18 protein-coding genes are annotated in these 26,056 nt (G+C 72.2%); 3 read left to right on the top strand and 15 right to left on the bottom strand.

Going from position 1 to position 26,056, the window contains the following annotated elements; translation table 11 throughout:
* Positions 1-5 precede the first annotated feature (5 nt).
* From ACH427_RS10600 to ACH427_RS10585, 4 genes are all read right to left on the bottom strand, one after another.
* Positions 6-1,076 (bottom strand): alcohol dehydrogenase catalytic domain-containing protein, encoded by a 1,071-nt coding sequence (locus ACH427_RS10600; protein ID WP_398869040.1) that lies wholly within the window; start codon positions 1,074-1,076, stop codon positions 6-8.
* A 48-nt stretch (positions 1,077-1,124) separates the two neighbouring features.
* A complete protein-coding gene (locus tag ACH427_RS10595; RefSeq protein WP_398869039.1) occupies positions 1,125-2,588 on the bottom strand; it encodes an aldehyde dehydrogenase family protein in 1,464 nt (487 codons plus the stop codon).
* Entirely contained in the window at positions 2,585-3,745 is a 1,161-nt protein-coding gene (locus ACH427_RS10590; RefSeq protein WP_398869038.1) for an acyl-CoA dehydrogenase family protein, read from the bottom strand. The genes ACH427_RS10595 and ACH427_RS10590 overlap by 4 nt, the downstream gene beginning before the upstream one ends.
* Before the next feature lie 119 nt (positions 3,746-3,864).
* Positions 3,865-4,776, bottom strand: coding sequence for an SDR family oxidoreductase (locus tag ACH427_RS10585; RefSeq protein WP_398869037.1), 912 nt, complete (start codon positions 4,774-4,776; stop codon positions 3,865-3,867).
* A 98-nt stretch (positions 4,777-4,874) separates the two neighbouring features.
* On the opposite strand from ACH427_RS10585, the gene ACH427_RS10580 reads away from it, so the two are divergent.
* A complete protein-coding gene (locus ACH427_RS10580; protein ID WP_398869036.1) occupies positions 4,875-5,801 on the top strand; it encodes a cyclase family protein in 927 nt (308 codons plus the stop codon).
* 349 nt (positions 5,802-6,150) lie between these two features.
* Here the strand turns inward: ACH427_RS10580 and ACH427_RS10575 are convergent, their stop codons facing one another.
* From ACH427_RS10575 to ACH427_RS10560, 4 genes are all read right to left on the bottom strand, one after another.
* On the bottom strand, positions 6,151-6,627 hold the full coding sequence (locus ACH427_RS10575) for an ATP-binding protein (RefSeq protein WP_398869035.1): 477 nt from the start codon (positions 6,625-6,627) through the stop codon (positions 6,151-6,153).
* A gap of 413 nt (positions 6,628-7,040) precedes the next feature.
* Positions 7,041-8,141 carry an acyl-CoA dehydrogenase family protein gene (locus ACH427_RS10570; RefSeq protein ID WP_398869034.1) on the bottom strand — a complete coding sequence of 367 codons (1,101 nt, stop codon included), beginning with the start codon at positions 8,139-8,141 and terminating at the stop codon, positions 7,041-7,043.
* A gap of 2 nt (positions 8,142-8,143) precedes the next feature.
* Positions 8,144-9,313, bottom strand: coding sequence for an acyl-CoA dehydrogenase (locus ACH427_RS10565; protein WP_398869033.1), 1,170 nt, complete (start codon positions 9,311-9,313; stop codon positions 8,144-8,146).
* Between the two features lie 6 nt (positions 9,314-9,319).
* Entirely contained in the window at positions 9,320-10,537 is a 1,218-nt protein-coding gene (locus ACH427_RS10560) for an amidohydrolase family protein (RefSeq protein WP_398869032.1), read from the bottom strand.
* Between the two features lie 111 nt (positions 10,538-10,648).
* Between ACH427_RS10560 and ACH427_RS10555 the strand changes: the two genes are divergently transcribed.
* On the top strand, positions 10,649-12,223 hold the full coding sequence (locus ACH427_RS10555) for a class I adenylate-forming enzyme family protein (protein WP_398869031.1): 1,575 nt from the start codon (positions 10,649-10,651) through the stop codon (positions 12,221-12,223).
* 1 nt (position 12,224) lies between these two features.
* Here the strand turns inward: ACH427_RS10555 and ACH427_RS10550 are convergent, their stop codons facing one another.
* The 3 genes from ACH427_RS10550 to ACH427_RS10540 all read right to left on the bottom strand — a co-directional run bounded on the left by ACH427_RS10550 (position 12,225) and on the right by ACH427_RS10540 (position 19,062).
* Positions 12,225-14,801 carry a protein kinase gene (locus tag ACH427_RS10550; protein ID WP_398869030.1) on the bottom strand — a complete coding sequence of 859 codons (2,577 nt, stop codon included), beginning with the start codon at positions 14,799-14,801 and terminating at the stop codon, positions 12,225-12,227.
* Positions 14,802-15,071: 270 nt separating this feature from the next.
* On the bottom strand, positions 15,072-16,919 hold the full coding sequence (locus tag ACH427_RS10545) for a protein kinase (RefSeq protein WP_398869029.1): 1,848 nt from the start codon (positions 16,917-16,919) through the stop codon (positions 15,072-15,074).
* A 436-nt stretch (positions 16,920-17,355) separates the two neighbouring features.
* Positions 17,356-19,062 carry a glycerol-3-phosphate dehydrogenase/oxidase gene (locus ACH427_RS10540; protein ID WP_398869028.1) on the bottom strand — a complete coding sequence of 569 codons (1,707 nt, stop codon included), beginning with the start codon at positions 19,060-19,062 and terminating at the stop codon, positions 17,356-17,358.
* A gap of 300 nt (positions 19,063-19,362) precedes the next feature.
* On the opposite strand from ACH427_RS10540, the gene ACH427_RS10535 reads away from it, so the two are divergent.
* Positions 19,363-20,634, top strand: a complete 1,272-nt coding sequence (locus ACH427_RS10535) for a nucleotide sugar dehydrogenase (protein ID WP_398869027.1) — start codon at positions 19,363-19,365, stop codon at positions 20,632-20,634.
* A 36-nt stretch (positions 20,635-20,670) separates the two neighbouring features.
* Here the strand turns inward: ACH427_RS10535 and ACH427_RS10530 are convergent, their stop codons facing one another.
* The 4 genes from ACH427_RS10530 to ACH427_RS10515 form a co-directional block, all read right to left on the bottom strand.
* Complete coding sequence (locus ACH427_RS10530; RefSeq protein ID WP_398869026.1) at positions 20,671-21,825, bottom strand: rod shape-determining protein; 1,155 nt, start codon at positions 21,823-21,825, stop codon at positions 20,671-20,673.
* A 243-nt stretch (positions 21,826-22,068) separates the two neighbouring features.
* On the bottom strand, positions 22,069-23,196 hold the full coding sequence (locus ACH427_RS10525) for a GuaB3 family IMP dehydrogenase-related protein (protein WP_116212340.1): 1,128 nt from the start codon (positions 23,194-23,196) through the stop codon (positions 22,069-22,071).
* 248 nt (positions 23,197-23,444) lie between these two features.
* A complete protein-coding gene (gene guaB, locus ACH427_RS10520) occupies positions 23,445-24,947 on the bottom strand; it encodes an IMP dehydrogenase (protein WP_361531092.1) in 1,503 nt (500 codons plus the stop codon).
* A 142-nt stretch (positions 24,948-25,089) separates the two neighbouring features.
* Positions 25,090-25,692: a sigma-70 family RNA polymerase sigma factor gene (locus ACH427_RS10515; RefSeq protein WP_301886704.1), complete on the bottom strand. Its 603-nt coding sequence runs from the start codon at positions 25,690-25,692 to the stop codon at positions 25,090-25,092.
* Positions 25,693-26,056: the final 364 nt, after the last annotated feature.

The following is a 26,056-nucleotide window of genomic DNA, read 5'->3' as shown; positions in this document are numbered from 1 at the left end:
AGCGGTCAGGTGAAGGTCAGTACGGCGCGTGCCACCCGTCCGCCCAGGGTGTCGTCGACGGCCTTCGCGAAGTCCTCGACCGGGTAGGCCGCGGTGACCAGTTCGTCCAGCAGGAGACGGCCTTCGGCGTACAGCCGGGCGTAGAGGGCGATGTCGTGCTGCGGACGGGACGAGCCGTAACGGCAGCCCAGTATCGACTTGTCCAGATAGAGGGAAGAGACGGGGAAGGACGCCTCGGCGGTCGCCGGCGGCACCCCGAGCAGCACCGCCTGACCGTGCCGGTCGAGCAGGCCGACCGCCTCCCGTACGAGGCCCACGTCCCCGACGCATTCGAAGGCGTGGTCCGCGCCGCTGGGCAGGATCGCGCGCACGGCCGCCCGGACGCCGTCGGGGGCGGAGGCATCGACGAAGTGCGTGGCCCCGAACTGCCGGGCCGCGCCCTCCTTCCCGGGATTCGCGTCGACGGCGACGACGACCGAGGCCCCGGCGACGCGCGCTCCCTGGAGGACGTTCAGCCCGACGCCGCCCGCTCCGATGACGACGACGGAATCGCCCTGGCGGACCCGGGCCCGGTTGAGGACCGCGCCCGCGCCGGTCACGACGGCACACCCGATGACGGCCGCCGAGGCCGGTGGCACGTCGGAGGGGATCCTGACCGCCTGGACAGCCTTGACGACCGTCCGCTCGGCCAAGGCGGAGCTGGACGCGAACTGGTAGAGCTTGCCCCCGCGCCGGGCGAAGGGCCTGCCGGGCATGCCGATCGACCTGCGGCACATGGTCGGGCGGCCGCGGTCGCACTCGGCGCACGCACCGCAGTTGGCGAGGGTGGAGAGCGCGACGTGATCGCCGCGCGCCACGTGGGTGACCCCGACGCCGACCTCTTCCACCACTCCCGCCCCCTCGTGCCCGAGCACCGCCGGAACGGGGTAGGGAATGGTGCCGTCGATGACCGACAGATCGCTGTGGCAGAGACCGGCGGCGGCCACGGCGACGAGCACCTCGCCGGGTCCCGGCGCGCGGACGACGAGGTCGTCGACGACCTGGGCACGCTCGCCGTCGAAGATGACACCTCTCATGGCTGGTCCGTCCTCTCGGCGGCTGGGGTACGGGGCGGGCTGGGCGGTTCAGGCGGGCCAGACGACGGACTGGAGTTCGCTGTACGCGTCCAGTCCGAAGGAGCCGCCGTCCCGGCCGACCCCGCTCTCCTTGAAGCCGCCGAACGGTGTCTCGGGGTGCCGTTGGAGCGTGTTGATCCCGACGTTGCCGCAGCGCAGGCGGGCGGCGAGGGCCCAGGCGCGGCCGGTGTCGGCGCTGAAGACGTAGTCGTAGAGGCCGTACGAGGTGCCGTTGGCGATGCGGACGGCCTCATCCTCGTCCTCGAAGGGAAGGGCCACGACGACGGGCCCGAACAACTCCTCGCGGGCAATGGTCATGTCCGGGGTGGCGTCCGTGATCAAGGTGGGTGCGACATAGAAGCCGCGGTCGAGGCCGGGGCGGGCGCCGCCCACCGCGACGCGGGCACCTTGCGCGCGGGCTCCGGCGATGTACGCCTCGACGCGGTCGCGCTGCGCGGCGGAGATCAACGGGCCCACGATCGTGGAGTTATCCACAGGGCTCCCGATCTTCAGCGCCCGCGCGTAGTGTGAGAGGCCGGTGACGACCTTCTCGTACGACGACCGGTGGACGAGCACCCGGGTCGGCGCCGTGCAGATCTGCCCGCTGTGGAACGACCAGACCGAACCGACCGCCCCGATCGCCGACTTGAGCACGTTATCGTCGGCATCCTCCAGGACGATGGCCGCGCCCTTGCCGCCCAGCTCCATCAGGGTGCGCTTCATCGACCTCCCCGCGGCTTCGGCGATCTTCTTCCCGACAGCGGTGGACCCGGTGAAGCTGACCATGTCGACACCGGGGTGGGACACGAGCGCCTCGCCCGTGGCGGGGTGCGAGCCGGTGACGACGTTGAAGACGCCGTCCGGAAGGCCCGCCTCCTTGAGGACCGGCCCCAGCGCGAGACAGCAGAGCGGGTCCTGCGGCGCCGGCTTGGCGACGACCGCGTTCCCCATGGCCAGGGCGGGCGCGACCTTGCCCGCGAGATTGACGACCGGGAAGTTGTAGGAGGTGATGCAGCAGACGACGCCCACGGGGCGCCGGACCGCGGCGGCGCCCAGCAGGCCGCCGGGCGCCGACGGGGTCCCCTTGACGGGGCGGGGCGCGAGCGGGACGACGCCCGGCTCGAGCGCGCCCCGCGCGTAACGGCGGAACCGGTCGACCGCCGGGGGCAGTTGCAAGGCGGTCGCGACGCGGACCGTCGCGCCCGTCTCCGCCTGGAGGAGAGGAATCAGTTCCTTCGCACGTTCATCGAGCAGTTCCGCTGTCCGGTCCAGAACGGCCGCGCGCTCGCGCGGATCCGTACGGGACCAGCCGTCCTGAGCGGCCCGCGCGGCGGCCACGGCATCGGCGACTTCGGCGGGAGTCGCCTCCGGGGCCTCCCCGACGACCTCTTCGGTCGCCGGATTGACAACTGCATAGTGCCCTTTTTCCGGCGAGCGCCACGCACCGTCGATCCACAGCCCGTACGCCGTCATGGACGCGGCTCCTTCGGCAGGCCGAGCACCCGCTCGGCGATGACGGTGCGCTGGATCTCGTCCGAACCGCCGTAGATGGTGTCGGCACGCGAGAAGAGGAACAGGCGTTGCGGTGCGTCGAGTTCATAGGGGCGGTCGGCATCCCAGGCGCCCGGCCCCAGGGTGGCAGCCGGGCCGCGGATCGCCATCGCCAGTTCGCCGAGCTCCTGGTGCCAGCGGCCCCACAGGAGCTTCGCGACGCAGGGGGCCCCGGGATCGCCGGACGATCCCAGGGTGCGCAGGGCGTTCCAGCGCATCGTCTGCAACCGGGCCCAGTGCCGTACGATCCGGTCGCGCGTGACCGGATCCGCTGCGGCCCCCGTCTCCAGGGCGAGGCGGATGAGCCCGTCCAGCTCTGCGGCGAAGCCGATCTGCTGAGCGAGGGTGGACAGCCCGCGCTCCCGGCCGAGGAGGTCCATCGCGACCAGCCAGCCGTTGCCCGCCTCGCCGACGACGTCTTCGGCGCGGGCCTCGGCCCCGTCGAAGAACACCTCGTTGAAGTGGGCCGCCCCCGACATGTCGCGGATCGGGCGGACCTCGATCCGGCCGGGCTGGTCCATCGGCACGAGCAGAAGGGAGAGTCCGTGGTGCCGCCGCGCCCCTTCGGTGGTGCGGGCCAGCAGGAAGCACCAGTCCGCTTCATGGGCGTGGGAGGTCCAGGTCTTCTGTCCGGTGATGCGGTAGGTCCCGCCCGTGTCGGTGAGGACGGCGGAAGTGCGGAGGGCGGCGAGGTCCGAGCCGGCGCCGGGCTCGCTGTAGCCCTGGCACCAGATGGCTTCTCCCCGGGCGATGGCGGGCAGGAACCGGCCGCGCTGGGCGGGGGTGCCATGGGCGAGGAGCGTGGGGGCGAGGAGGTTCTCGCCCATGTGGCCGAGGCGGGCGGGCGCCCCTGCCCGCGCGTACTCCTCGGCCCAGACGACCTGTCCGGTCAGGCCAATGGTGCGGTTGCCGTAGGTGCCGTGAGAGGTGTCCCAGGCAAGGCCGATCCAACCGCCGGTCCCGAGTTCACGCTCCCAGGCGCGGGGCGAGGGGGCCGGGTGGGAGGCGAGGTGTCCGGCGAGCCAGCCGCGCGCCTCTTCCCGGAAGGCTTGATCCTCCGGCCCGAATGCGAAGTCCACGCTCTGTCCTCTCCCTGCGGCGCCCTGCCGCGCTCACTCGGCGCGAGGACGATGGGTGACCGCGATCCATGGCGCCCGAGAGCGGCCACGGCCCGGGGGTACGCGGCCCGGGCACGCGGTCAGGCGTTGGGGCGCTCATGGGCGGCAGCGGCCCTGGCCATCGCTTCCAGCCTCGCGAGCAGCGGCATCGGGTCGGTGCCGACGGTGCCGGGGAGGTGGTCCGCGATCTTCTGCGGGGTCCAGGCGCCGTCGGCGTACGCGGCGCGCAGTTCGCGCGGCTGGGCCCAGACCGCGATCTTGGGACCGGCCACGGTGTAGACCTGTCCGGTGATGCCGTGCTCGCGCGCCCGGTCGCTGAGGAGGTAGACCACCATGGTGGCGACGTCCTCGGGTTCGCCGGTCTCGGTCAGTTCCATCGGCACCCCGGCGGACATCCGCGTACGGGCCACGGGAGCCACGCAGTTGGCGGTGACGCCGTATTTGTGCAGCCCCAGGGCGGCGCTGCGGACGAGCGAGATGATGCCGCCCTTGGCGGCGGAGTAGTTGGCCTGGGCCACGCTGCCCTGGTGGTTGCCGCTGGTGAAGCCGACGAGCGCGCCGTGCCCCTGGCGGCGCATGAGCGCGGAGGCGGCACGGAAGACGGTGAAGGTCCCCTTGAGGTGGGTGGCGATGACCGGATCCCACTCCTCCTCACTCATGTTGAAGAGCATCCGTTCCCGGAGGATGCCCGCGGCGCACACTGCTCCGTCGAGCCGGCCGTAACGGGCCACCGCGGTCTCGACGATCCTCCGGCCGCCCGCCATGGTCGACACGTCGTCCGCGAGCGCGATCGCCCGGCCGCCCGCCGCCTCGATCTCCTTGACCACCGCGGCGGCGACCTCGCTCGCCGGTTCCGCGCCGTCGACGGACACGCCGTAGTCGTTGACGACGACGCTCGCCCCTTCGGCCGCGCAGGCCAGGGCGACCGCACGGCCGATGCCACGCCCGGCACCGGTGACGGCGATCACCTTGCCGGTCAGGAAGTCACCCATGCGGCACCCCTTCCGCGTTTCTGACGGACCGTTAGATTTTTGAGCAGAGCGGGCCCGGACACAAGACCCGGCGGGGCCCGGATCCGGGGAGGGGACGCATGTCTTTGCCGGCGGAGTTCTACGACATGGCCAAGCGCGTCAACAACTGGGGCCGTTGGGGCGGAGAGGACGAGACCGGGACCCTCAACCTGATCACGAACGAGGTCGTCCGCGACGCCGTGTCGACAGTACGCACGGGCCGCCGCGTCCCGCTGGCCGTGCCGCTGCGACAGGAGGGGATCCAGACCGGACTGATCCCCGGCAGGGTCAACCCCCTGCACACCATGGTCTCGATCAATCTCGAACTGTTCGGCGCGGGTGCCGTCGCCAGCAGCGACGACGTCGTGACCATGGGCCTTCAGGCGGGGACGCACTGGGACGGGCTCGCCCATATCTCGCACGGCGGCAAGATCTACAACGGCCGTCCGGCGAGCTCGATCACGGCCCATGGGGGCGCGGCGTACCACGGCATCGAGAAGGTCCGGCACATCGTCTCGCGCGGGGTCCTGCTCGACGTCGCCCGTGCCCACGGAGTCGAGCGGCTCGCCGCCGGGCACGCGGTCGGCCCGGAGGATCTGAACGCCGCTGAGGAGCTCGCGGAGATCACGGTGCGGGCGGGGGACGTCGTGCTGGTGCGGACGGGGCAGATCCAGGTGTATCTGACGGGCTCCCGGCGGGCGTACGGCCATCCGTCACCCGGACTGTCGTTCCGCACACCCGAGTGGTTCCACGCCCGGGATGTCGCGGCGGTCGCCAACGACACCCTGACCTTCGAGATCATCCCGCCGGAGATCGCCGGGCTCTGGCTTCCGGTGCACGCACTCGACCTCGTCGAGATGGGGATGCCGCAGGGGCAGAGCTGGAACCTGGAGGAACTGTCGCGGGCATGCGCGGAAGAGGGGCGCTATGCCTTCCTGCTCACCGCGACGCCGGAGCCCTTCACGGGCGGGACCGGTTCGCCGGTCGCACCGGTCGCGATCCTCTGACTGGCGCGACCATCTGACGGCCGGGCCGGCTGCACCTCGGCCGGCCACTTTCCCCCGGCTGGAGCAACCGCAGGAGGCTCACTGAGCGATCACAGGGGCGGCTCCGGGGAACTCACCCTCGCCCACGAAGAAGTGGGCGGGCGGCGGCGCACCGATGCGCACCCCGAGCACGGCACCGCACGCCGCCGCCGGCTCCGGCGCGCAAGCGCTGTTTGCGCCGGACCGCGACCCGTACTCGCCAAGCAGCCCAGTACGAACGGGCCCCTCGACGTCCCCTCGCAACGAATCGCTGCGTCCAAGGGTGATCACGTGGACACTTCACGTCAACACCTGGTCTGGACTTTGTCGACTAAGCCCGATTTGTGACGGCGCGTGGCGACTCGAAAGCGCCGACCCAGGGGGCCCGCCTCCGGTCGACCTCGCACCAGATGCGCTTGCCCGTCCCCTCGGGCTGCCAGCCCCAGCGGTCGGCGAGGCCGTCCACCAGCTCCAGGCCCCGGCCGCCGGTGTCGTCGCCCTCGGCACGTCGCGGGCGGGGCGGGCGGGCGCTGATGTCCGCGACCTCCACGCGGACGGTGCCCGCGCAGAGCCCGGCCTGGCCGGAGGTGTCGGCGGCGTCCGGGAAGAGCATGCGCAGCACGGCCGGACAGCCGGTGTGCACCACGGCGTTGGTGACGAGCTCCGAGATGAGCAGGATCAGCGTCTCCGCCAGGGGCTCATCGACGCCTATGCCGGAGCCGGCCAGTCGCGACCGCGCCCACCTGCGGGCCCGTCCCACCTCCGCGGGATCGGCCCGGACTTCCATCTGCATCTGAAGCACCTGCACCGCTCACACCATCCGAACCGGCGGACACAACGCCTCGCGTCTCCGTGGGGTCACGGAACGTGACCCCGCTCCGAGACAGCATGGTTGACGCACAGTCACCTCAACAAGCGCTTCGGGCATATTCCGGCGCAAAGGAGTATGGGTACTGCATACTGTGCGACGCGCGCCGCGGAGACTCGAACATCGGAGGGCCAGAGGCCCCGTTCCGAGACGAGCGCCGGACATTTTCCCGCCCGGCGTTGCCGCGTGGACAACACCCGACTTGTTGCGCCCCTGAACCACTCGCATCCAAGGGAGAGTACCCGAGGGCGGGACCGACTCCACCCAGTGACGAGTAACGCACAGGACACAGCCTGATATCGACGTTCTGCGAGCCGTTAGTGATGACATGACCGGCATTCCACCCATGCCGATTAAGCCTGGACATTTTCCTCACCCAGGGTGTCCCACCAAACACCTGGCGCATTTTCTCCGGCGGCGTCCATCAACAGTTCATTCGCAAGGAATTCCTCCGATTCTTCGGTCGACTGCCACTGACAGGCCCTTACCCAGGCGCGTTTGAGATGCAGATGAATGTCGGCTTCCCATGTGAAGCCCAGGCCACCGTGCACTTGCAGACAGTCACGGGCGTTGCGGATAGCAGCACTGTCCGCAAGCAGCTTCGCGCCCATGATCTCGGCTGGGGCCTCCGTCAATGACGCGGCGTAGACGCCCGCGCGAGCGAGGTCAGTACGTACGAGCATCTGGGCACACAGGTGTTGCACAGCCTGGAAGGAACCGACCGGGCGGCCGAACTGGGTGCGGTGGCGCGCGTGGGAGACGGCGAGCGCGAGGGTGGCGCGGGCGCTGCCGAGTTGTTGTGCGGCGGTCAGCAGTGCCGCCTCGCGGCGCAGCCGTGCGGCATCGGCCGCCGGGCCAAGGGCGGCCGTGCGGGCGGGAGATGGCAGTTCCCGTACGCGGTGCAGGGGGGTGAGCGGATCGACGGAGCGGAAGGGGGCGGCCGCCAGGGCGCGCGGGCCCGTACCGCCCTCCACGGGCAGCAGCCGGGCGGTGTCGCCGGTGAGCAGCAGTACGGCATCGGCGGACGCGAGGTGTGCGGTGACGCCGGGGCCGTCCAGGGCGGTGACGATCCGGGTGCCGTCGGCCGCGCCGGGCACCAGGCCGGCGGCCAGCTGGGTGGCGGCCAGGGGGCCGGGCAGCAGGGCTCGTCCCGCTTCCTCGAAGAGGAGTACCGCTTCCGGGAGTCCGAGGCCCGCCCCGCCGTCCTCCTCGGGCAGCCGCAGCGCGAAGAAGCCGGTCTCCCCGAGCGCCGCCCACAGCCGCCGGTCCACGGCAGGCTCCGCTGCCCCATGGACCCCTGGGGCCCCGGCGCCCTCCTGGGTCCCCAGCACCTCGCTCCGGCCGTGTGGAGCGTCCACCGCCGCCCGCAGCCTCTCGCGCGGGTACCGGGCCGCCAGGAGCGTGCGCATTCCCGCCTGGAGGGCGCGCTGGTCGTCGGTCAGCCGGAAGTCCATGGTCACCGCGCCTTCGGCAGGCCGAGGACGCGCTCGGCGACGATGTTCCGCTGGATCTGGGAGGTGCCCGCGGCGATCGTGTAGGAGAGCGAGGAGAGCCGGTCGGCGGTCCACGCCTGATCGGCGTCCAGGGACTCCGGGCCCAGGACGGCGGCCGCGGCCTCGTACAGCTCCTGGCGCGCTTCGGAGTAGCGCAGCTTGAAGACCGAACCGGTCTCGCCCGGTACGCCGCTGCCGCCGGTGCGTGCCGCGTGGTCCGCCTCGCTCACGTTCCACTGGATGAGCCGCCACAGCGCCGCGAACTCGGCGTTGAGCCGCCCCAGGCGGCGGCGGAGCACGGCGTCGTCCCAGCGGCCGTTCGCGCGGGCCGTGCGGGCGAGCCGGGTGAGGGTGCGGCGGCAGGCGATGACCTCGCCCGCGAAGGCGGTGCCGCGCTCGAAGGCGAGGGTGACCATGGTGACGCGCCAGCCGTCGTTCTCCGCGCCGACCCGGTTGGCGACCGGCACCCGCACCCCGTCGAGGAAGACCTCGGCGAATTCGTCGGACCCGGCGAGGGTCCGCAGGGGCCGTACGGTCACGCCGGGCGCGTCCATCGGCAGGGCGAGCCAGCTGAGGCCCCGGTGCCGGGGGGCCGAAGGGTCGGTACGGACGAGCAGTTCGCACCAGTCGGCGACCTCGGCGTGCGAGGTCCAGATCTTGCTGCCGGTGACGACGTAGGAGTCACCGTCGCGGACGGCGCGGGTGCGCAGGGCGGCGAGGTCGGATCCCGCCTCGGGCTCCGAGAAGCCCTGGCACCAGATCTCGTCGCCGCGCAGGATGGGCGGGAGCCACCGGGCCCGCTGCGCGGCGTCGCCCTCCGCGGCGATGGTGGGCCCCGCGTGCAGCAGACCGACGAAGTTGGCGCCCACATAGGGCGCGCCGGCCCGTTCCGTCTCCTCCAGGAAGATCAGGTGCCGCGTGGGGGAGGCGCCGCGGCCACCGGCCTCGGAAGGCCAGTGCAGTCCCGCGTATCCGGCGTCGTACAGGGCCCGTTGCCAGGCGCAGTCGTGGGCGCGCCGCGCGGGCCAGTCGGTGGCGGGCGGCCGCGGCGGCAGCTTCGGCAGCGTCTCGCGCAGCCATGCGCGCAGCCGGTGCCGGAATGCCTCCTCCTCGGCCGTGGCGCCGATGTCCACCGCGCCTCACCTGCCCGGCCGGTCGAGGTCGAGGCCGAGCATGCGGATGGCGTTGCCGCGCATCAGTTTGTGGACGGTCTCCTCGTCCAGACCGCGGACGTGGTCGAGCGCGACGTCCTTGGTGTGCGGGAAGGTGGAGTCGACATGGGGGTAGTCGGTCTCGAAGGTGGCGTTGTCGCGGCCCACCTCATCGAGTGACGCGATGCCGTGTTTGTCGCGGAAGAAGCAACAGAAGACCTGTCGGTAGTAATAGCTGGAGGGCGGTTCGGGGATCAGGTCGCGCACCCCGCCCCAGGCGCGGTGTTCCCGCCAGACGTCGTCCGCGCGCTCCAGGGCGTACGGGATCCAGCCCATCTGTCCCTCGCTGTAGGCGAGTTTGAGGCGCGGGAAGCGCACCAGTACGCCGCTGAAGAGGAAGTCGGCCAGCGAGGCCATGGCGTTGTTGAAGGACAGGGTCGCCTGCACCGCGACCGGGGCGTCCGGCGACGCGGCGGGCATCTGCGAGGACGACCCGATGTGCATGTTGACGACGGTGCCCGTCTCCTGGCAGGCGGCGAAGAAGGGGTCCCAGTAGCCCGAGTGGATGCTGGGCAGGCCCAGGTGGGTGGGGATCTCGCTGAAGGTCACCGCGCGCACGCCCCGGGCGGCGTTGCGGTGGATCTCGGTGACGGCGAGGGAGACGTCCCACAGCGGGATGAGGCAGAGCGGGATGAGCCGGCCGCCGCTGTCGCCGCACCACTCCTCGACCATCCAGTCGTTGTAGGCGCGCACGCAGGCGAGCGCGACCTCCTTGTCATGGGCCTCCGCGAAGGTCTGGCCGCAGAAGCGGGGGAAGGTCGGGAAGCACAGGGACGCCTCCACATGATTGAGGTCCATGTCCTTGAGGCGCTCCGCCGGGTCGAAGCAGCCGGGGCGCATCTCCCCTCGGGTGATGCCCTCCAGGGTCATGTCGTCGCGGTCGAAGCCGGCGGCGGCGATGTTGCGCTTGTACGGGAAGGCGAGGTCCTCGTAGACCCACCAGTCGGCGGGCCGGCCGTCGGGGTCCATGGAGACGGTGTACTTGCCGCCCTTGTAGACGAGTTCGCCGATGCCGGTGGTGAGCGGGCGAGGACCGCGGTCGTGGAAGCGGGCGGGGAGCCAGGAGGCGAAGAGGTGGGCCGGTTCGATCACATGGTCGTCGACGCTGACGATGCGGGGCAGTTCCACGGCGGCCCTCCAGCTCATCTGACGCTCCGTCAGAAATGAGGCTAGCCTCCACTCCATGGACCGACAAGGCGTGGCGCCCCGCGCTTCGCGCCACGCCCGCCGCCGGAGCAGCCGACGCTGGGAGCCCCCATGACCGGTACCGATGACGACCTCGCCGCCTCCCGCACCCTGTGGGAGCTGCTCACGCGCCGCGCCGCCCGCACCCCCGACGCCACCGCGCTCGTCCAGGCCGACGACCCCGGCCCCACGGGCGCCGACCGGCGGCTGTCCTTCGGCGCGCTGCGGGAGCGGGCGGAGCGCACGGCGGCCGGGCTGTACGAGCTCGGAGTGCGCCCCGGCGGCCGGGTCGCCTGGCAGCTGCCCACGCGCATCGAAACCGTCGTGCTGGCCTTCGCCCTGGCCCGCCTCGGCGCCGTGCAGTCGCCCGTCATTCCCTTCCACCGCGACCGCGAGACCGGTCACGCGTTACGCGCCGTCGAGGCGGCCTTCTTCGCGATTCCCGGCACCTGGCGGGGCTACGACCACGCGGCCATGGCCTCCCGGCTGGCGCGACGGATGCCCACGCCGCCGCTGGTGTTCACCGCCTACGGCACACTCCCGCAAGGGGATCCGGCGGTCCTCCCGCCACCGCCCGCCGACGGCGACGCCGTCCGCTGGGTCTACTGGACCTCCGGCACGACCGCCGACCCCAAGGGCGCCCTGCACACCGACCGCGGCCTGATCGCCGCCGGCGCCTGCCTCGCCCGCGCCCTCCGCCCCACCCCGGCGGACATGGGCTCGATGGCCTTCCCCTACGCGCACGTCGCCGGGCCCGACTACACCGTGATGATGCTGCTGTGCGGCTTCCCCACGCTCCTCCTGGAGCACTTCGCGCTCCCCGCCGCGCTGGACGCCTACCGCCGCCACGGCGTCACGATCGCGGGCGGCTCCACCGCCTTCTACGCGATGTTCCTCGCCGAGCAACGCAAGGACCCGGGCCGCCGGATCGTCCCCACGCTCCGCTTGATGGCGGGAGGCGGAGCGCCTAAGCCACCCGCGCTGTACCACGACGTCGTCCGCGAGCTGGGCTGCCGGCTGACGCACGGCTACGGCATGACCGAAGCCCCGATGATCACCATGGGGGACCCGGACGACACCCCGGAGAACCTCGCCACCACGGAAGGCCGCCCGGCCACGGGGATGGAGATCCGGGTCACCGGGGCCGACGGGCTGCCCGTCCCGCCGGGCGTGGACGGGGACGTACGGCTGCGCGGCGAGGCCGTCTGCCGCGGCTATCTCGATCCGGCGCAGACCGCCGAGGCGTTCGACGCGGACGGCTTCCTCCGCACCGGCGACCGCGGCCACCTCACGGCCACCGGGCACCTCGTGCTCACCGGACGCGCCAAGGACGTCATCATCCGCAAGGGCGAGAACATCTCCGCCCGTGAGATCGAGCACCTCCTCCAGGAACACCCCGCCGTCGAGGACGTCGCCGTGATCGGACTCCCCGACCCGGCACGCGGGGAGCGCGTCTGCGCCGTCGTCCGGCAGGCCGCCGGGAGCACCACCCTCACCCTCGCCGGCATCGTCGCCCACCTGCGGGACGCGGGCCTGGCCGTGCACAAGCTCCCCGAGCAGCTGGAGCTGGTCGACGAGCTGCCGCGCGACGCCGCCCTCGGCAAGGTCCTCAAGCAGCGGCTGCGCGAGCGCTTCTCCGAGGACTGACTCACCGGGTCCGGTAGGTGGCCGTGGCCTGGTCGAAGTATCCGTCGACCGTGCGCTGTTCGTCCGCCGGACCGATCACCTGGAGCACGTGATAGCGGCCGCCGAGGATCATCGCGGAATTGCGCACATAGACCTGCCGGCCGCTGCTGTCGTTCCAGTTGAACGTGCCCTCCGCCGACGCCCGCTGCCCGACGTCGATACGGCGCAGCCCGGAGGCGCCCGCCCAGGAGGACGAGCGGTAGGCGCCGAGCTCCGGCTCCTTGTCCTGCTGATAGGCCATGGGGTCGCTGCCGAACTCGGCGACCTTGTCCCGGCCGGGTACGACCAGCAGTTGGCAGTCGCCGCCGGAATAAACCACCTGGCCCCGGTCGTTCTCGCCACGCCGCTGCCAGTCCTTGGCCACCGCCACGGTGAAGCCCTTGGGGTCCTGCCGCAGGGTGAAGCCCTTGGCGAGCCCCTCGCTCTCGGGGGTCACGTCGTCCGAACCCGCCGAAGCCTGGCCCACCTTGCCGGTGGCGGGGGCACTCGGGACGCCGGAGGACGTGCCCGTGTGCTCCGTCGGCGCCTTCCCCTCGCTCTTGTCGGCGCCCGGCATCAGCAGCATGGCGTACAGCACCACCCCGATCAGCAACAGCAGGATCAGCCCCAGGAGTAACCGGCCGAGGCTGAGCGGGCTGCGCCGTACGCGCTGCTCCTGGAGGTGCCCCGTGGTGTGCGCCCGGGCGCGCGGCTGGAGTTGGTCCTTGGCGCTCTTCTTGTGCCGCCCGTGCGCGAGAGAGGCAGCGTCCACCGCCGCGGCCGGACGACCGCGCCTGCGGCGCACCAGTTCGCCCTTGCGCCGTATGGCCGGCAGCCGGTGCTGGTCGGCGGGGACGCCCGGCCCGATCGAGGGCACCGTGACGGTGCGGCTGCCGATGTCGGGCTCGGGCGCCGAGCGGATGAGGGACCGCAGCCACCCGCGCAGTTCCTCGAACTCCGGCCGCTCGGCGGGGTCCTTGCGCATGAGGGACTCGACCACGGGCCGCAGCGCGCCGCACTCCTCGGCGTACGCGGGCGGTTCCACGCAGACGAGCTGGAGGAGGTCGGCCGTGCTGTTCTCCGGGTACGGCGCGTGGCCCTGCACCACGCGGAAGAGCAGCGCGCCCAGGGCCCACAGGTCGGCCGCGGGGCCGACCGGAGGGGCGAGCTGCCAGTTCTCCTGCACCGGCCACGCCTGCTCGGGCGACCAGCGCTCGGTGACCGCTCCGACCACCACCATCCTTGCCTGCCGCGCCCGTTCGGCCGCGTGCGCGCTCCCCGCCGGACCGGGGCCGTCCCATCCGGCAGGGCCGGCCCCGGGGGCCTCGCCGCCCTCGGCCGGGGAGACCGGGCCTGCTGGGGAGTGCGGAAAGGAATCCGGCGTGGGAAGGGCCGGCTCCGGGCCGGGGACGCGGGGCGCGCCGGGGCCCGGGCGGGGCGACGGCGCACGGCCGGCGGGAGCGGGCGCGGGGGCCGTGCCGCTGGCCGCGCTGCCGCCGCCCCAGGTGGAGGTCCCGGCCGGGCTGTGCGCGGCGCTCTCCGCGGCCGCCCGCGCGGCCGCGGCCCGGGCCCCCGCGCGGTACGCGGCGATGGCTCCGGCCCGCGCCGCCCGCGGGTCCTGCGGCACGTGCCCGGACGCGCCTCCCCCGAGCCCGCCGGGCGCTGTGCCGCCCGCCGGAAGGAATCCGCCCGCAGCGCCCTGATCGCGATACGCCGGCCTGCCCCGCGCGGGGCCCGGGGCGCCCGGTCCCGGCACCCGGCCGCCGCCGGAGGCACCGTACGCCGACGGCCCGGCCGGCGCCGCGGGGCCGCCGGGAAGGCCGCCCCCCCTCAGCGCGGCCCCCGGGCGCGGGGATACCCGGCCGCCATCTGACGCCCCCGCCGATCCCGGCCGAACAGCACCACCCGGCCGCGACCCCGCGTCCGCACCCGCACCCGCGTCCGCCCCCGCACCCGAAGCCGGGCCGCCCGGCACCGGGTCGTAGCCGCACAGCGCCTCTTCCGCAGCGCCCGCCGCCAGGCCGGTGAGGATGGCGCGGCCGTCGTCGCAGATGAGGACCGTGCGGGTGGTGATGTTGCGGTGGGTCCAGCCCTGGGCATGCAGGGCGCGCAGGGCGGTGAGGACGTCGGCGGCGACCTCGGCGGCGCGGTGCGGGGAGAGCGCGCGCTCGGCGAGGAGCGCGGCGAGCGGCCGGGCGGAGACGAGCTCGCTGATGATCCACAGGCTGCCCCCCTCCGCGAAGACGTGGAAGACCTGGTCGAGCCTGGGGTGGTCGGGGATCTGCGCGGCGGCGCTCGCGGCCGCGAGCGCGCGGCGCACCGCCGGGTCACCGGAGCCTTGCCGGGCGGCGGTGTCCCCGCGCTCGGATCCGGCGCCGTGCGCCCGCTCGCCCTCGACGACCTCGGCCTCCACGACCTCGGGCAACGGGATCTGGCGGACGAGGACTTCCTGGCCGCTGTAGGTGTCGAAGGCGCGGGTCTCCACGAGCTCGAACACATCGGACGGTGGCAGCGGCAGGCGATAGCGGTCGGCGAGCACCCGTCCCGCGTAATCGTCCACGACGCCTCCCCACGCGCGTGATCCGCACCGTCGCCCGGTTGACGGCCGAGCGGCCGTCAACACCGGTCAAGTTGCTGCCTATTGTGGTTGCGTACCGTCCACGACGACTCACGATACGTGCCCAACCCACCCCTTCGGGGCCGTACGGCTCAGTACGTCGCCGCGTACGCCGTCAGGTTCCGCCCCACGGGCCCGCGGAGCGGACCACACTCCCTCAGGTCACGTGCTCACCGGCGACCGGAGCGGGCTCCGGGCCCCTCAGTCCTCCGGTCAGTCCTCCGGCGTGAACGTCCTGAAGGCCATGTCGCGCAGGGAGCGGCATTCCACGCCGTTCCACTTGGCCTTCTCACACGTGATCATGATGGCGTAGCCGTGCTCGTCGTCCACCTTGAACCCGCGGTTGAGGACCTGGACGCGCTTGCCGTCCTGGTCGCGCTCGAAGGACCAGTCGGCCACGGTGGGGTAGTCATGGCCGTTCCAGGAGTAGACGTCCTTGATGCCGAGGCCCTTGTAGTTCTTCATGCTGTGCTTCGCGCCGGACTCCGCCTCGCGCCACGCCTTGGCGGCGTCCGCCTGCGGTTCGGGCCCGAAGTCGACCTGCAGCCGGGGGAAGCCGCCGTCGGCGCTGTAGACGGCCCCGGAGTGGTCGCCCGCCGTGCCGGTCTGCTTCCAGCCCTTGGGCATGTCGATCTCGAACTCGTACGCGTCGTTCTCGACCCGCCCGAAGCCGGACTCGGCACCACCGGGCGACTGCCGGTCCACGGCGCCCGGGAGCCCGCCCGTCGCCGACGCGGCGGCGGACTTGACGGGCTTGCCGTTCTTCGCGCCCTTGTCCCCGCCGCCGTTCCCGTCGTTGCCCACCGCGAAGGCGAGCACCGTGCCGACCACGGCGAGCACGACCACGACCGCCACGATGACCAGCGTGCGGCGCGGCACGACCTCCAGGACCGAGGCCCGCTCCCACGTCACCCGCTGCAGCCCGCCCGTGCGGGGCGCGCCGTCGTGGGAGACCTGCGCGGCGACACCGGCGTCACCCGCGACGGCGGGCTCCGCCGCCGACGTCTTCGGCGAACCGCCGGAAGCGGCGACACCGGCCTTCTTCAAGGACGGCTTCAAGGACGGCTTCAGCGACGGCTTGCCCGAGGACCTCGCCGTCGCCTTCTCCCCCGGCCGGGCCGCGGCGGACCGCGACGCCGGCTCGGGGATCGCCGGGATGGCGATCGCCTGCGTCGCGTCCAGCTCGGGCCCGGGCTCCGGCGGCTTCGGCAGCCGCTCGTCCGGGGCGTTGACCGCGCCGTTCAGCAGCGCCCGGGCACCGGCCTCGTCCAGCCGCTTCTCGGGGTCCTTGGCGAGCAGCCCGTACATGACCTCCGCCAGCGGTCCCGCGTTCCGGGGCGGGCCCAGCGGCTCGGTCATCACGGCGGTGAGGGTGGCTATGGCCGAACCCTTGTCGTACGGAGGGGCGCCCTCGACGGCCGCGTAGAGCAGGCCGCCCAGGGACCACAGGTCCGCCGGGGGGCCGGGCTTCTGACCGCGCGCCCGCTCCGGGGATATGTACGAGGGCGCGCCGACCAGCATTCCCGTCGAGGTGACCGAGGGGTCGCCCTCGACCTGCGCGATGCCGAAGTCGGTGAGCACCACGCGGCCCTCGTCCGCGATCAGCACGTTGGACGGCTTCACGTCGCGGTGCAGGATGCCCTGGCGGTGCGCGGCGCCGAGCACGTCCAGGACGGCCAGCCCGACCTCTGCGGCGCGCCGCCACTTCAGCGGCCCGTCCTCACGGATGACGTCGGCGAGCGACCGGCCCTCGATGAGCTCCATGACGATCCACGGCCGGTCGTCCTCGTGCACCACGTCGTAGACGGTGACGGCGCCCGCGCTGCGGATGCGGGCGATGGCCTTGGCCTCGCGCAGCGTGCGCGTGATCAGGCGGCGCTTCTCGTCCTCGTCGATGTTGGCCGGGAACCGCAGTTCCTTCACCGCGACCGTGCGCCCCAGGGTCTCGTCTGTCGCCCGCCAGACCGTGCCCATGCCGCCGCGCCCGAGGACGTCCCCGAGGCGGTACCGCCCGGCCAGGAGGCGCCCTGCCGTGCCCTGCGTCTGCTCCGCCTCCGACATGCGTCCCCTCTGGCAATCAGCTCTGCGACCAACCCACCCTGGCAGAGCCACCATTGTCTCTCATCCGCGGACCGGTGGAAGGCCAGGGTCCACGGGCCCCCGGATGATGGCCGCATGCTGACACCCCGGCGCCACCGCCCACCGCGCCTCGGCCACCGCCGCGCGGACCCTGCCTGACCTGCGCCGTCACGGCACCGGTGCTGACGGTGGCACAGCGATGGGCCACGCGGACCGGTCTCTCCTGAGGGACCTGCTTTCGGCCGGAGCGGTTCCCGGACCGGCCGGGCTGTCACAGGATGCTCATGGGTGCCCTGTTAACACCGTGTATGTAGGCATCCGCAGGCGACACTCCCTCAGTTATCGCGTCAACAAAGACACTCCTGACTCACCCACACGAAGACGATCGCTTCCGCGCGGACCGGTCCCCGGTCGCGTCTCAGATCGGCTGTACGTCCGGCGCGCCCAGCCGTGCCGCGTCGGCCGTCAGGTCGTCGGGCTGCAACTGCGATTCGCGCTCCGCCTCGACCCTCTTCTCGTAGCGCTCGATCTCCTTCTCGACCTGTGTGTGGTCCCAGCCCAGCACGGGTGCCATCAGCTCGGCGGCCTCGCGCGCGGTGCGGGTGCCGCGGTCGAAGGTCTCGATGGAGATGCGCGTACGGCGCGTCAGGACGTCGTCCAGGTGGCGCGCGCCCTCGTGCGAGGCGGCGTAGACGACCTCCGCCCGGAGATAGTCGTCGGCCCCGGTGAGCGGGTCGCCCAGGGCCGGGTCGGACGTGATGAGGTCCAGCACCTCGTCCACCATCGAGCCGTAGCGGTTGAGCAGGTGCTCGACGCGCGCCACGTGCAAGCCGGTGCGCTGGGCGAGCTGCGCGCGGCCGTTCCACAGCGCGCGGTAGCCCTCGGCGCCCACCAGCGGCACGTCCTCCGTGACGCAGTCGGCCACCCTCTGCGCGAGTCCGTGCACCGCCTCGTCCACGGCGTCCTTGGCCATGACCCGGTAGGTCGTGTACTTCCCGCCCGCGACGACCACCAGCCCCGGCACCGGGTGCGCCACGGTGTGCTCGCGGGAGAGCTTGCTGGTCGCGTCCGACTCCCCCGCCAGCAGCGGGCGCAGCCCGGCGTAGACGCCCTGCACGTCGTCACGCGTGAGGGGCACCGCGAGCACGGAGTTGACGTGCTCCAGCAGATAGTCGATGTCGGCGCTGGACGCCGCCGGGTGCGCCTTGTCCAGGTCCCAGTCGGTGTCGGTCGTGCCGATGATCCAGTGCCGGCCCCAGGGGATCACGAAGAGCACGCTCTTCTCCGTCCGCAGGATCAGGCCCGAACTGGAGTGGATGCGGTCCTTCGGCACGACCAGATGGATGCCCTTCGACGCCCGTACGTGGAACTGGCCGCGCTCGGCGATCAGCTTCTGGGTGTCGTCCGTCCACACGCCCGTGGCGTTGACGATCTGCCGGGCCCGGATCTCGAACTCGCCGCCCTGCTCCAGGTCGTGCACCCGGGCGCCGACGACCCGCTCGCCCTCGCGCAGGAACCCCACCACGCGCGCCCGGTTGGCCACATCGGCGCCGTAGGCCGCCGCCGTGCGCACGAGGGTGGTGACATAGCGGGCGTCGTCCATCTGCGCGTCGTAATACTGCAGCGCGCCGACGAGGGCGTCCTTCCGCAGGCACGGTGCGACCCGCAGCGCGCGCTTGCGGGTGAGGTGACGGTGGGTGGGCAGGCCGCGGCCGTGGCCCGAGGAGACGGACATCGCGTCGTAGAGGGCGACACCCGAACCCGCGTAGAAGCGCTCCCAGCCGCGGTGCTGGAGGGGATAGAGGAAGGGGACGGGCTTGACCAGGTGTGGCGCGAGGCGCTGCAGCAGCAGCCCGCGCTCCTTGAGCGCCTCACGCACGAGCGCGAAGTCGAGCATCTCCAGATAGCGCAGGCCGCCGTGGATGAGCTTGCTGGAGCGGCTGGAGGTGCCCGCCGCCCAGTCGCGCGCCTCGACGAGCCCCGTCGACAGGCCGCGGGTCGCCGCGTCCAGCGCGGTGCCCGCGCCGACGACTCCGGCGCCGACCACCAGGATGTCCAGTTCCCGCTCCGCCATACGGGCGAGCGCCTCACCGCGCTCGACCGGCCCGAGTGTCGCTGTCCTCACCGCTGCCTCCCGCTCGACCGCTGTCACTGCCGTTCACTTCAGCCGCGCTTCCGTCCGGGTCGCGGCCGTCCACCGAGCCTCTGATCCGACTGTGTCCCTGCCGTCCGGAGGGCCCGCCGTGGGGAGCGGGCACCCGCTCTCCTTCGATGCTGCCCCAGATCGCCCGCTTCGGCCGGGCCGGAAGGACCCGGGTGCGAGCCACGGCGCCGCAATCCCTCATAACAGTCATATATCCGCTTAACCTGATGTATGCCCTCCAGGTCGTCCAGGGACCGGCCCTCCGGGAAGGACCGCCTCGCCATGCCCGCAGATCTCGCCGTCATCGGTCTGGGCCCCCTCGGCCTCCCTCTCGTCCGGGCAGCCACCGCCGCCGGCATCGCCACCATCGGCTACGACCCCGACCCCTACACGGTCGCCGAGCTCCGCGCCGGGCGGCTGCCCTCGGAGGGCGTCGACGGCACCCTCACCGCCGCCGACGTCCGCCGCATGCTCGCCGCCGGCTTCCGGCCGACGACCGCGGACGCCGAGCTGGGCAGGGTCCGCACGGCCGTGATCTGCGCCCCCACCCGGCTCGGCGAGGACCGGGCGCTGGACCTGACGCCCGTCGGGGACGCGGCCCGTACGCTCGCGGCACGACTGCGCCCGCACACCACGGTGCTCCTGGAGTCAGCCGTCTACCCAGGAGCCACAGAGGAATACCTGCTTCCCTTGCTGGAGGCCGGCTCCGGGCTGCGCGCCGGGCGCGACTTCCATCTGGCGTACTCCCCCAGCCGCGCCGACCCCGGCAACCGCCGCCACAGCTACATCACCACCCCCAAGGTGCTGGGCGGACTCACGCCCGCCTGCACGGAGGCCGCCGCCACCTTCTACGGCCGGATCTGCGAGAAGATCGTCCGCGCGCGCGGACCGCGCGAGGCGGAGACGGTGCGGGTGCTGGAGACCAACTACCGGCACGTCAACATCGCGCTCGCGAACGAGATGGCGGTCTTCTGCCACGACATCGGCGTCGACATGTGGGACGTCGTGCGCTGCGCGGAGACCAAGCCCTTCGGCTTCCAGGCGTTCCGCCCGGGGCCCGGCGTGGGCGGCCACGGCGTGCCCGTCGACCCCAACTACCTCTCCTACAAAGGCCGCAGCCTCGGCTACCCGCTACGCATGGTCGAACTCGCGCAGGAGGTCAACGGTCGGATGCCGCGCTACGTCATCCAGCGCTGCGCCACGCTCCTCAACGAACACGGCAAGTCCGCGCGCGGCGCGCGCGTCCTGCTGCTCGGCGTCAGCTACAAGGCGGACATCGCCGACCAGGAGGGCTCGCCCGCCCGCGAGATCGGCTCCCGGCTGATCGAACTGGGCGCCCAGCTCAGCTATCACGACCCGTATGTCGCGCAGTGGCGCGTGCTCGGGCAGCCCGTGCCGCGCGCGGACTGCCTCTACGAGGCCGCCTCGGAGGCGGACCTGACCGTGCTCCTCCAGCACCACCGCACGTACGACCTCCAGGGGCTGGCGGTGAAGGCACAGCTGCTGCTGGACACCCGCGGGGCGACACCGGCGGGGGCCGCCCACCGGCTGTGAGAAGCACGGCCCCCGGACCGCCCGGCCCCGGACCGGCTACAGCCGGCCCGTGCCCAGCAGGCGGTTCGGCTGCGCGTCCAGGACCGTCTTCAGCGACGCGAAGTCCTCCACGCAGCGCCCCGTACCGACCGCGACGCAGTCCAGCGGCTCGTCGGCGACGATGACCGGGATGTCGAGCTCCTTGCTCAGCCGCACGTCCAGGCCGCGCAGCAGCGCGCCGCCGCCGGTGAGGACGATGCCGCGGTCCATGATGTCGCCCGCGAGCTCCGGCGGCGTCTCGTCCAGGGTCTGGCGGACCGCCATGACGATCGCGTCCACCGGCTCGGCCAGCGCGTGCCGGATCTCGTCGGCCGTCAGCTCCAGCGTCTTGGGCAGACCGCTGACCTGGTCGCGACCGCGAATGGTGAAGCGGTCCGGCGGCAGCAGGCCCTGGGTCTCCTCGGGGTCGCCGCCCACGTCCTCCAGGCCGTCGTTCTTCTCCAGCTGCTTGGCGAGCGCGGTGAGCCCGGCGGCGGTCCAGGAGCCCGTGGGCGAGGCCGAGCCGATGCTCATCTTGATTTCCTCGGCGGTGCGTTCACCGATCGCGAGGGCGAACTTCTTCTTCACGTACGAGGTGATCGCCACGTCCATCGCGTCCCCGGCGGTGCGCACGGAGCGGGCCGTGACGATGCCGCCCAGCGAGATCACCGCGACCTCGGTGGTGCCGCCGCCGATGTCGACGACCATGCAGCCGGTCGGCTCGCTGACCGGCAGCCCCGCGCCGATCGCCGCCGCCATCGGCTCCTCCACCAGATGCACCTGACGGGCGCCGGCCCGGGACGCGGCCTCGATGACCGCGCGCCGCTCGACACCCGTGATGCCGGACGGCACGCACACCACGACGCGCGGGCGGGTGAAACGGCGGTTGCCCAGCACCTTCTTGATGAAGTGCCGCATCATCCGCTCGGCTATCTCGAAGTCGGCTATGACGCCGTCGCGCAGCGGGCGGACCGCGACGATGTTCGAGGGGGTGCGGCCGATCGTCTCCTTGGCCTCCGTACCGACCGACAGCACGCTGCCGTCCTCGGCGTTGACGGCGACAACTGATGGTTCGTTGAGCACAACCCCCTTACCCCGCACGTACACCAGCGTGTTCGCCGTGCCGAGGTCGATCCCCATGTCCCTGCCGCTGAACGACTTGCTTTGCGCCATAAGGTGCCATTATTCCTTACAGTCGAACTTTTATACGGAGTTCACAGCGGGCCGCTCGCTGTCGGTGACAGCGGTGACCGCACTGCCGCGGCGCCCGCCCCCTCTTGCTCCTTCTCTCTCACAAGAGGTCACACACCACATGAGTCACCCCCGGCATCAGCGGTTCCCGTAAACACCGGCCGCCGCGGAAACGACGAGGGCCCGGACCGCCGAAGCGGTCCGGGCCCTTCGCCCTGCTGAAGGTCAGCGGTTGTCGTGCTGCGACGGCGCGACCGTCACCTCGACCCGCTGGAACTCCTTGAGCTCGCTGTAACCCGTGGTCGCCATGGCACGGCGCAGCGCGCCGAACATGTTCATCGACCCGTCCGGCGTGTGCGAGGGACCGGTGAGGATCTCCTCGGTGCTGCCGACCGTGCCCAGGTTCATGCGCTTGCCGCGCGGCACGTCCTCGTGGACGGCCTCCATGCCCCAGTGGAAACCACGGCCCGGCGCGTCGGTGGCGCGGGCGAGCGGGGAGCCCATCATCACGGCGTCCGCACCGCAGGCGATGGCCTTGGGCAGGTCGCCGGACCAGCCCACGCCGCCGTCGGCGATGACGTGGACGTAGCGGCCGCCGGACTCGTCCATGTAGTCCCGGCGGGCGGCGGCCACGTCGGCCACCGCGGTCGCCATCGGGACCTGGATGCCCAGGACGTTACGGGTGGTGTGGGCCGCACCGCCGCCGAAGCCGACGAGGACGCCCGCCGCGCCCGTACGCATCAGGTGCAGCGCCGCGGTGTACGTGGCGCAGCCGCCGACGATGACCGGGACGTCGAGCTCGTAGATGAACTGCTTCAGGTTCAGCGGCTCGGCGGCGCCGGAGACGTGCTCGGCGGAGACGGTCGTGCCACGGATCACGAAGATGTCCACGCCGGCGTCGACGACGGCCTTGGAGAACTGCGCGGTGCGCTGCGGGGAGAGCGCGGCGGCGGTCACGACACCGGAGTCGCGGACCTCCTTGATGCGCTGCCCGATCAGCTCCTCCTTGATGGGGGCCGCGTAGATCTCCTGGAGGCGCCGGGTCGCGGCGGTCTCGTCCAGCTCGGCGATCTCGGCGAGGAGCGGCTCCGGGTCCTCGTAGCGGGTCCACAGGCCCTCGAGGTTGAGCACGCCCAGGCCGCCCAGCTCGCCGATGCGGATGGCGGTCTCGGGCGAGACGACCGAGTCCATGGGCGCGGCCAGGAACGGCAGCTCGAAGCGGTAGGCGTCGATCTGCCAGGCGATCGAGACCTCCTTCGGGTCGCGGGTACGGCGACTCGGGACGACGGCGATGTCGTCGAACGCGTACGCCCGGCGGCCGCGCTTGCCGCGCCCGATCTCGATCTCAGTCACGTTTGTGGCCTTTCCTTCTTCGTCTGCCGCATCCCAGTATCCCTGACGCGATGCGGTTCCGGCGGCGGCGGATCCGCGGGGCTCCGCCCCCGCCCCCGGACCGCAAACCGCCGGGCGGGCTGAATGATCAGCCCGCCCGGCGTTTGTGGATTCCGACAATCAGCGACGCGAGTAATTCGGCGCCTCGGTCGTCATCCGACAGCCTCACCCGGGGGACAACCCCCGGACCCCCGGCCGGACACCCAGCCTCAGCGACGCGAGTAATTCGGCGCCTCGGTCGTCATCTGGATGTCGTGCGGGTGGCTCTCCTTGAGGCCCGCCGCCGTGATGCGGACGAACGTGCCCTTGTCCTTGAGCTCCTGGACGTTCGCCGAGCCGACGTAGCCCATGGAGGCCCGCAGGCCGCCGATGAGCTGGTGGGCGACCGAGGACAGCGGGCCGCGGTAGGGCACCTGGCCCTCGATGCCCTCGGGGACCAGCTTGTCCTCGGAGAGGACGTTGTCCTGGAAGTAGCGGTCCTTGGAGTACGAGCGGGCCTGGCCGCGCGACTGCATCGCACCCAGCGAGCCCATGCCGCGGTACGACTTGAACTGCTTGCCGTTGATGAAGACCATCTCGCCCGGCGACTCCTCGCAGCCCGCGAGCAGCGAACCCAGCATCACCGTGTCCGCGCCGGCGGCGATCGCCTTGGCGATGTCGCCCGAGAACTGCAGGCCGCCGTCACCGATCAGCGGGACGCCCGCCGCGTGGCACGCCTTCGCGGCCTCGTAGATCGCGGTGACCTGCGGCACGCCGATGCCGGCGACGACGCGGGTGGTGCAGATCGAGCCCGGGCCGACGCCGACCTTGACGCCGTCCACGCCCGCGTCGATCAGCGCCTGGGCGCCGTCACGCGTGGCGACATTGCCGCCGACGACATCGACGTTGATGTTGGACTTGACCTTGGCGATCATGTCCAGGATGCCGCGGCTGTGGCCGTGGGCGCTGTCGACGACCAGGAAGTCGGCACCGGCCTCGACCAGCGCCTGGGCGCGCTCGTACGCCTCGTCGCCGACACCCACGGCGGCACCGACGACCAGGCGGCCCTCGGAGTCCTTCGCGGCGTTGGGGTACTTCTCGGCCTTGACGAAGTCCTTGACCGTGATGAGGCCCTTGAGCACGCCGGCGTCGTCGACCAGCGGCAGCTTCTCGATCTTGTGGCGGCGGAGCAGCTCGATGGCGTCCTCGCCGGAGATCCCGACCTTGCCCGTGACCAGCGGCATCGGGGTCATGACCTCGCGCACCTGGCGGCCGCGGTCCAGCTCGAAGGCCATGTCGCGGTTGGTGACGATGCCGAGCAGCTTGCCCGCCGGGTCGGTGACCGGCACACCGCTGATGCGGAACTTCGCGCACAGCGCGTCCGCCTCAGCCAGCGTGGCGTCCGGGCGGACGGTGATCGGGTCGGTGACCATGCCGGACTCGGAGCGCTTGACCAGGTCGACCTGGTTGGCCTGGTCCTCGATGGAGAGATTGCGGTGCAGGACACCGGCGCCGCCCTGGCGGGCCATGGCGATGGCCATGCGCGCCTCGGTCACCTTGTCCATCGCCGCGGACAGCAGCGGGATGTTCACCCGGACGTTGCGCGAGACCCGGGAGGAGGTGTCGACGCCGTTCGGCAGGACCTCTGAGGCGCCCGGCAGCAGCAGGACGTCGTCGTATGTCAGACCGAGCATCGCGAATTTCCCGGGCATTCCGTCGACGTTGTCAGTCATGACACCTTCCCAATGGTCTTGCCCCAGCGCGGACTCCCATGCTAACGGCCGTCACAGGTGTCCCATTCCACGACGACTGAGTCCCGCATCACTTGGATATTCCTATGAAGAGGGGGCGCCGGGCGGCTTGGACCCCTCTCCGTCACTGCTCGGCGAGCGCCCGCAGCCTGCTCAGTGCCCGGTGCTGGGCGACCCGTACGGCACCCGGGGACATGCCCAGCATCTGCCCGGTCTCCTCAGCGGTCATCCCGATGGCGACGCGCAGCAGCACCAGCTCGCGCTGGTTCTCCGGGAGATTGGCCAGGAGCTTCTTGGCCCACTCGGCATCGCTGCTGAGCAGCGCCCGCTCCTCGGGGCCCAGGGAGTCGTCGGGCTGCTCCGGCATCTCGTCGGAGGGCACCGCGGTGCTGCCCGGGTGACGCATGGCGGCGCGCTGGAGGTCGGCGACCTTGTGCGCGGCGATGGCCACGACGAACGCCTCGAAGGGACGGCCGGTGTCGCGGTAGCGCGGCAGGGCACAGAGCACCGCGAGGCAGACCTCCTGCGCCAGGTCGTCCACGAAGTGCCGGGCGTCGCCCGGCAGCCGCGAGAGCCGGGTGCGGCAGTAGCGCAGCGCGAGGGGGTGCACCAGCGCGAGCAGATCGTGTGTGGCCCGCCGGTCCCCCTCGACAGCGAGGGTGACGAGTGCGCCGATCTCCCCGGGGGCGGCAGCCGCGGGTGACCCCGTCGTGTCGTCGTCGCGCATCGGTCCATGGTGCCTTGACGCCAAGCGATCCACGGCACCGCCTTCATAGTCGTGCATCGAACCGTTACGCGTAGGTGTCCTCGTACTCACGTCTCGCGTCTCCCCCTTCCGGGTATACCCGCCCCCGCCCTCACGACTCCACCGATAGCTTGTGCCGGTACCGCGTGGCACAGGACAGGGCTTGTCCGTCATGGGGTCATCGCCGACCGAGTGCGGAGCCTCGGCCTCCGGCCGGGGAGGGGTCACACTCCAAGGATGCGGCATCCCTCGGAGTTTCGGCGCTGCACGGCCACGCGATGAGGTCACGGCACGGTCACCTACCCGGGTGGCGCGCACCGCGACCTCACGGCGCTGCGCGCCACTC

The sequence above is a fragment of the Streptomyces sp. NPDC020379 genome (genome assembly GCF_044387105.1).
Lineage (GTDB): Bacteria > Actinomycetota > Actinomycetes > Streptomycetales > Streptomycetaceae > Streptomyces.
The sequence above is the reverse complement of the archived record's forward strand: the minus strand, read 5'-3'. Positions and strand labels throughout refer to the sequence as shown.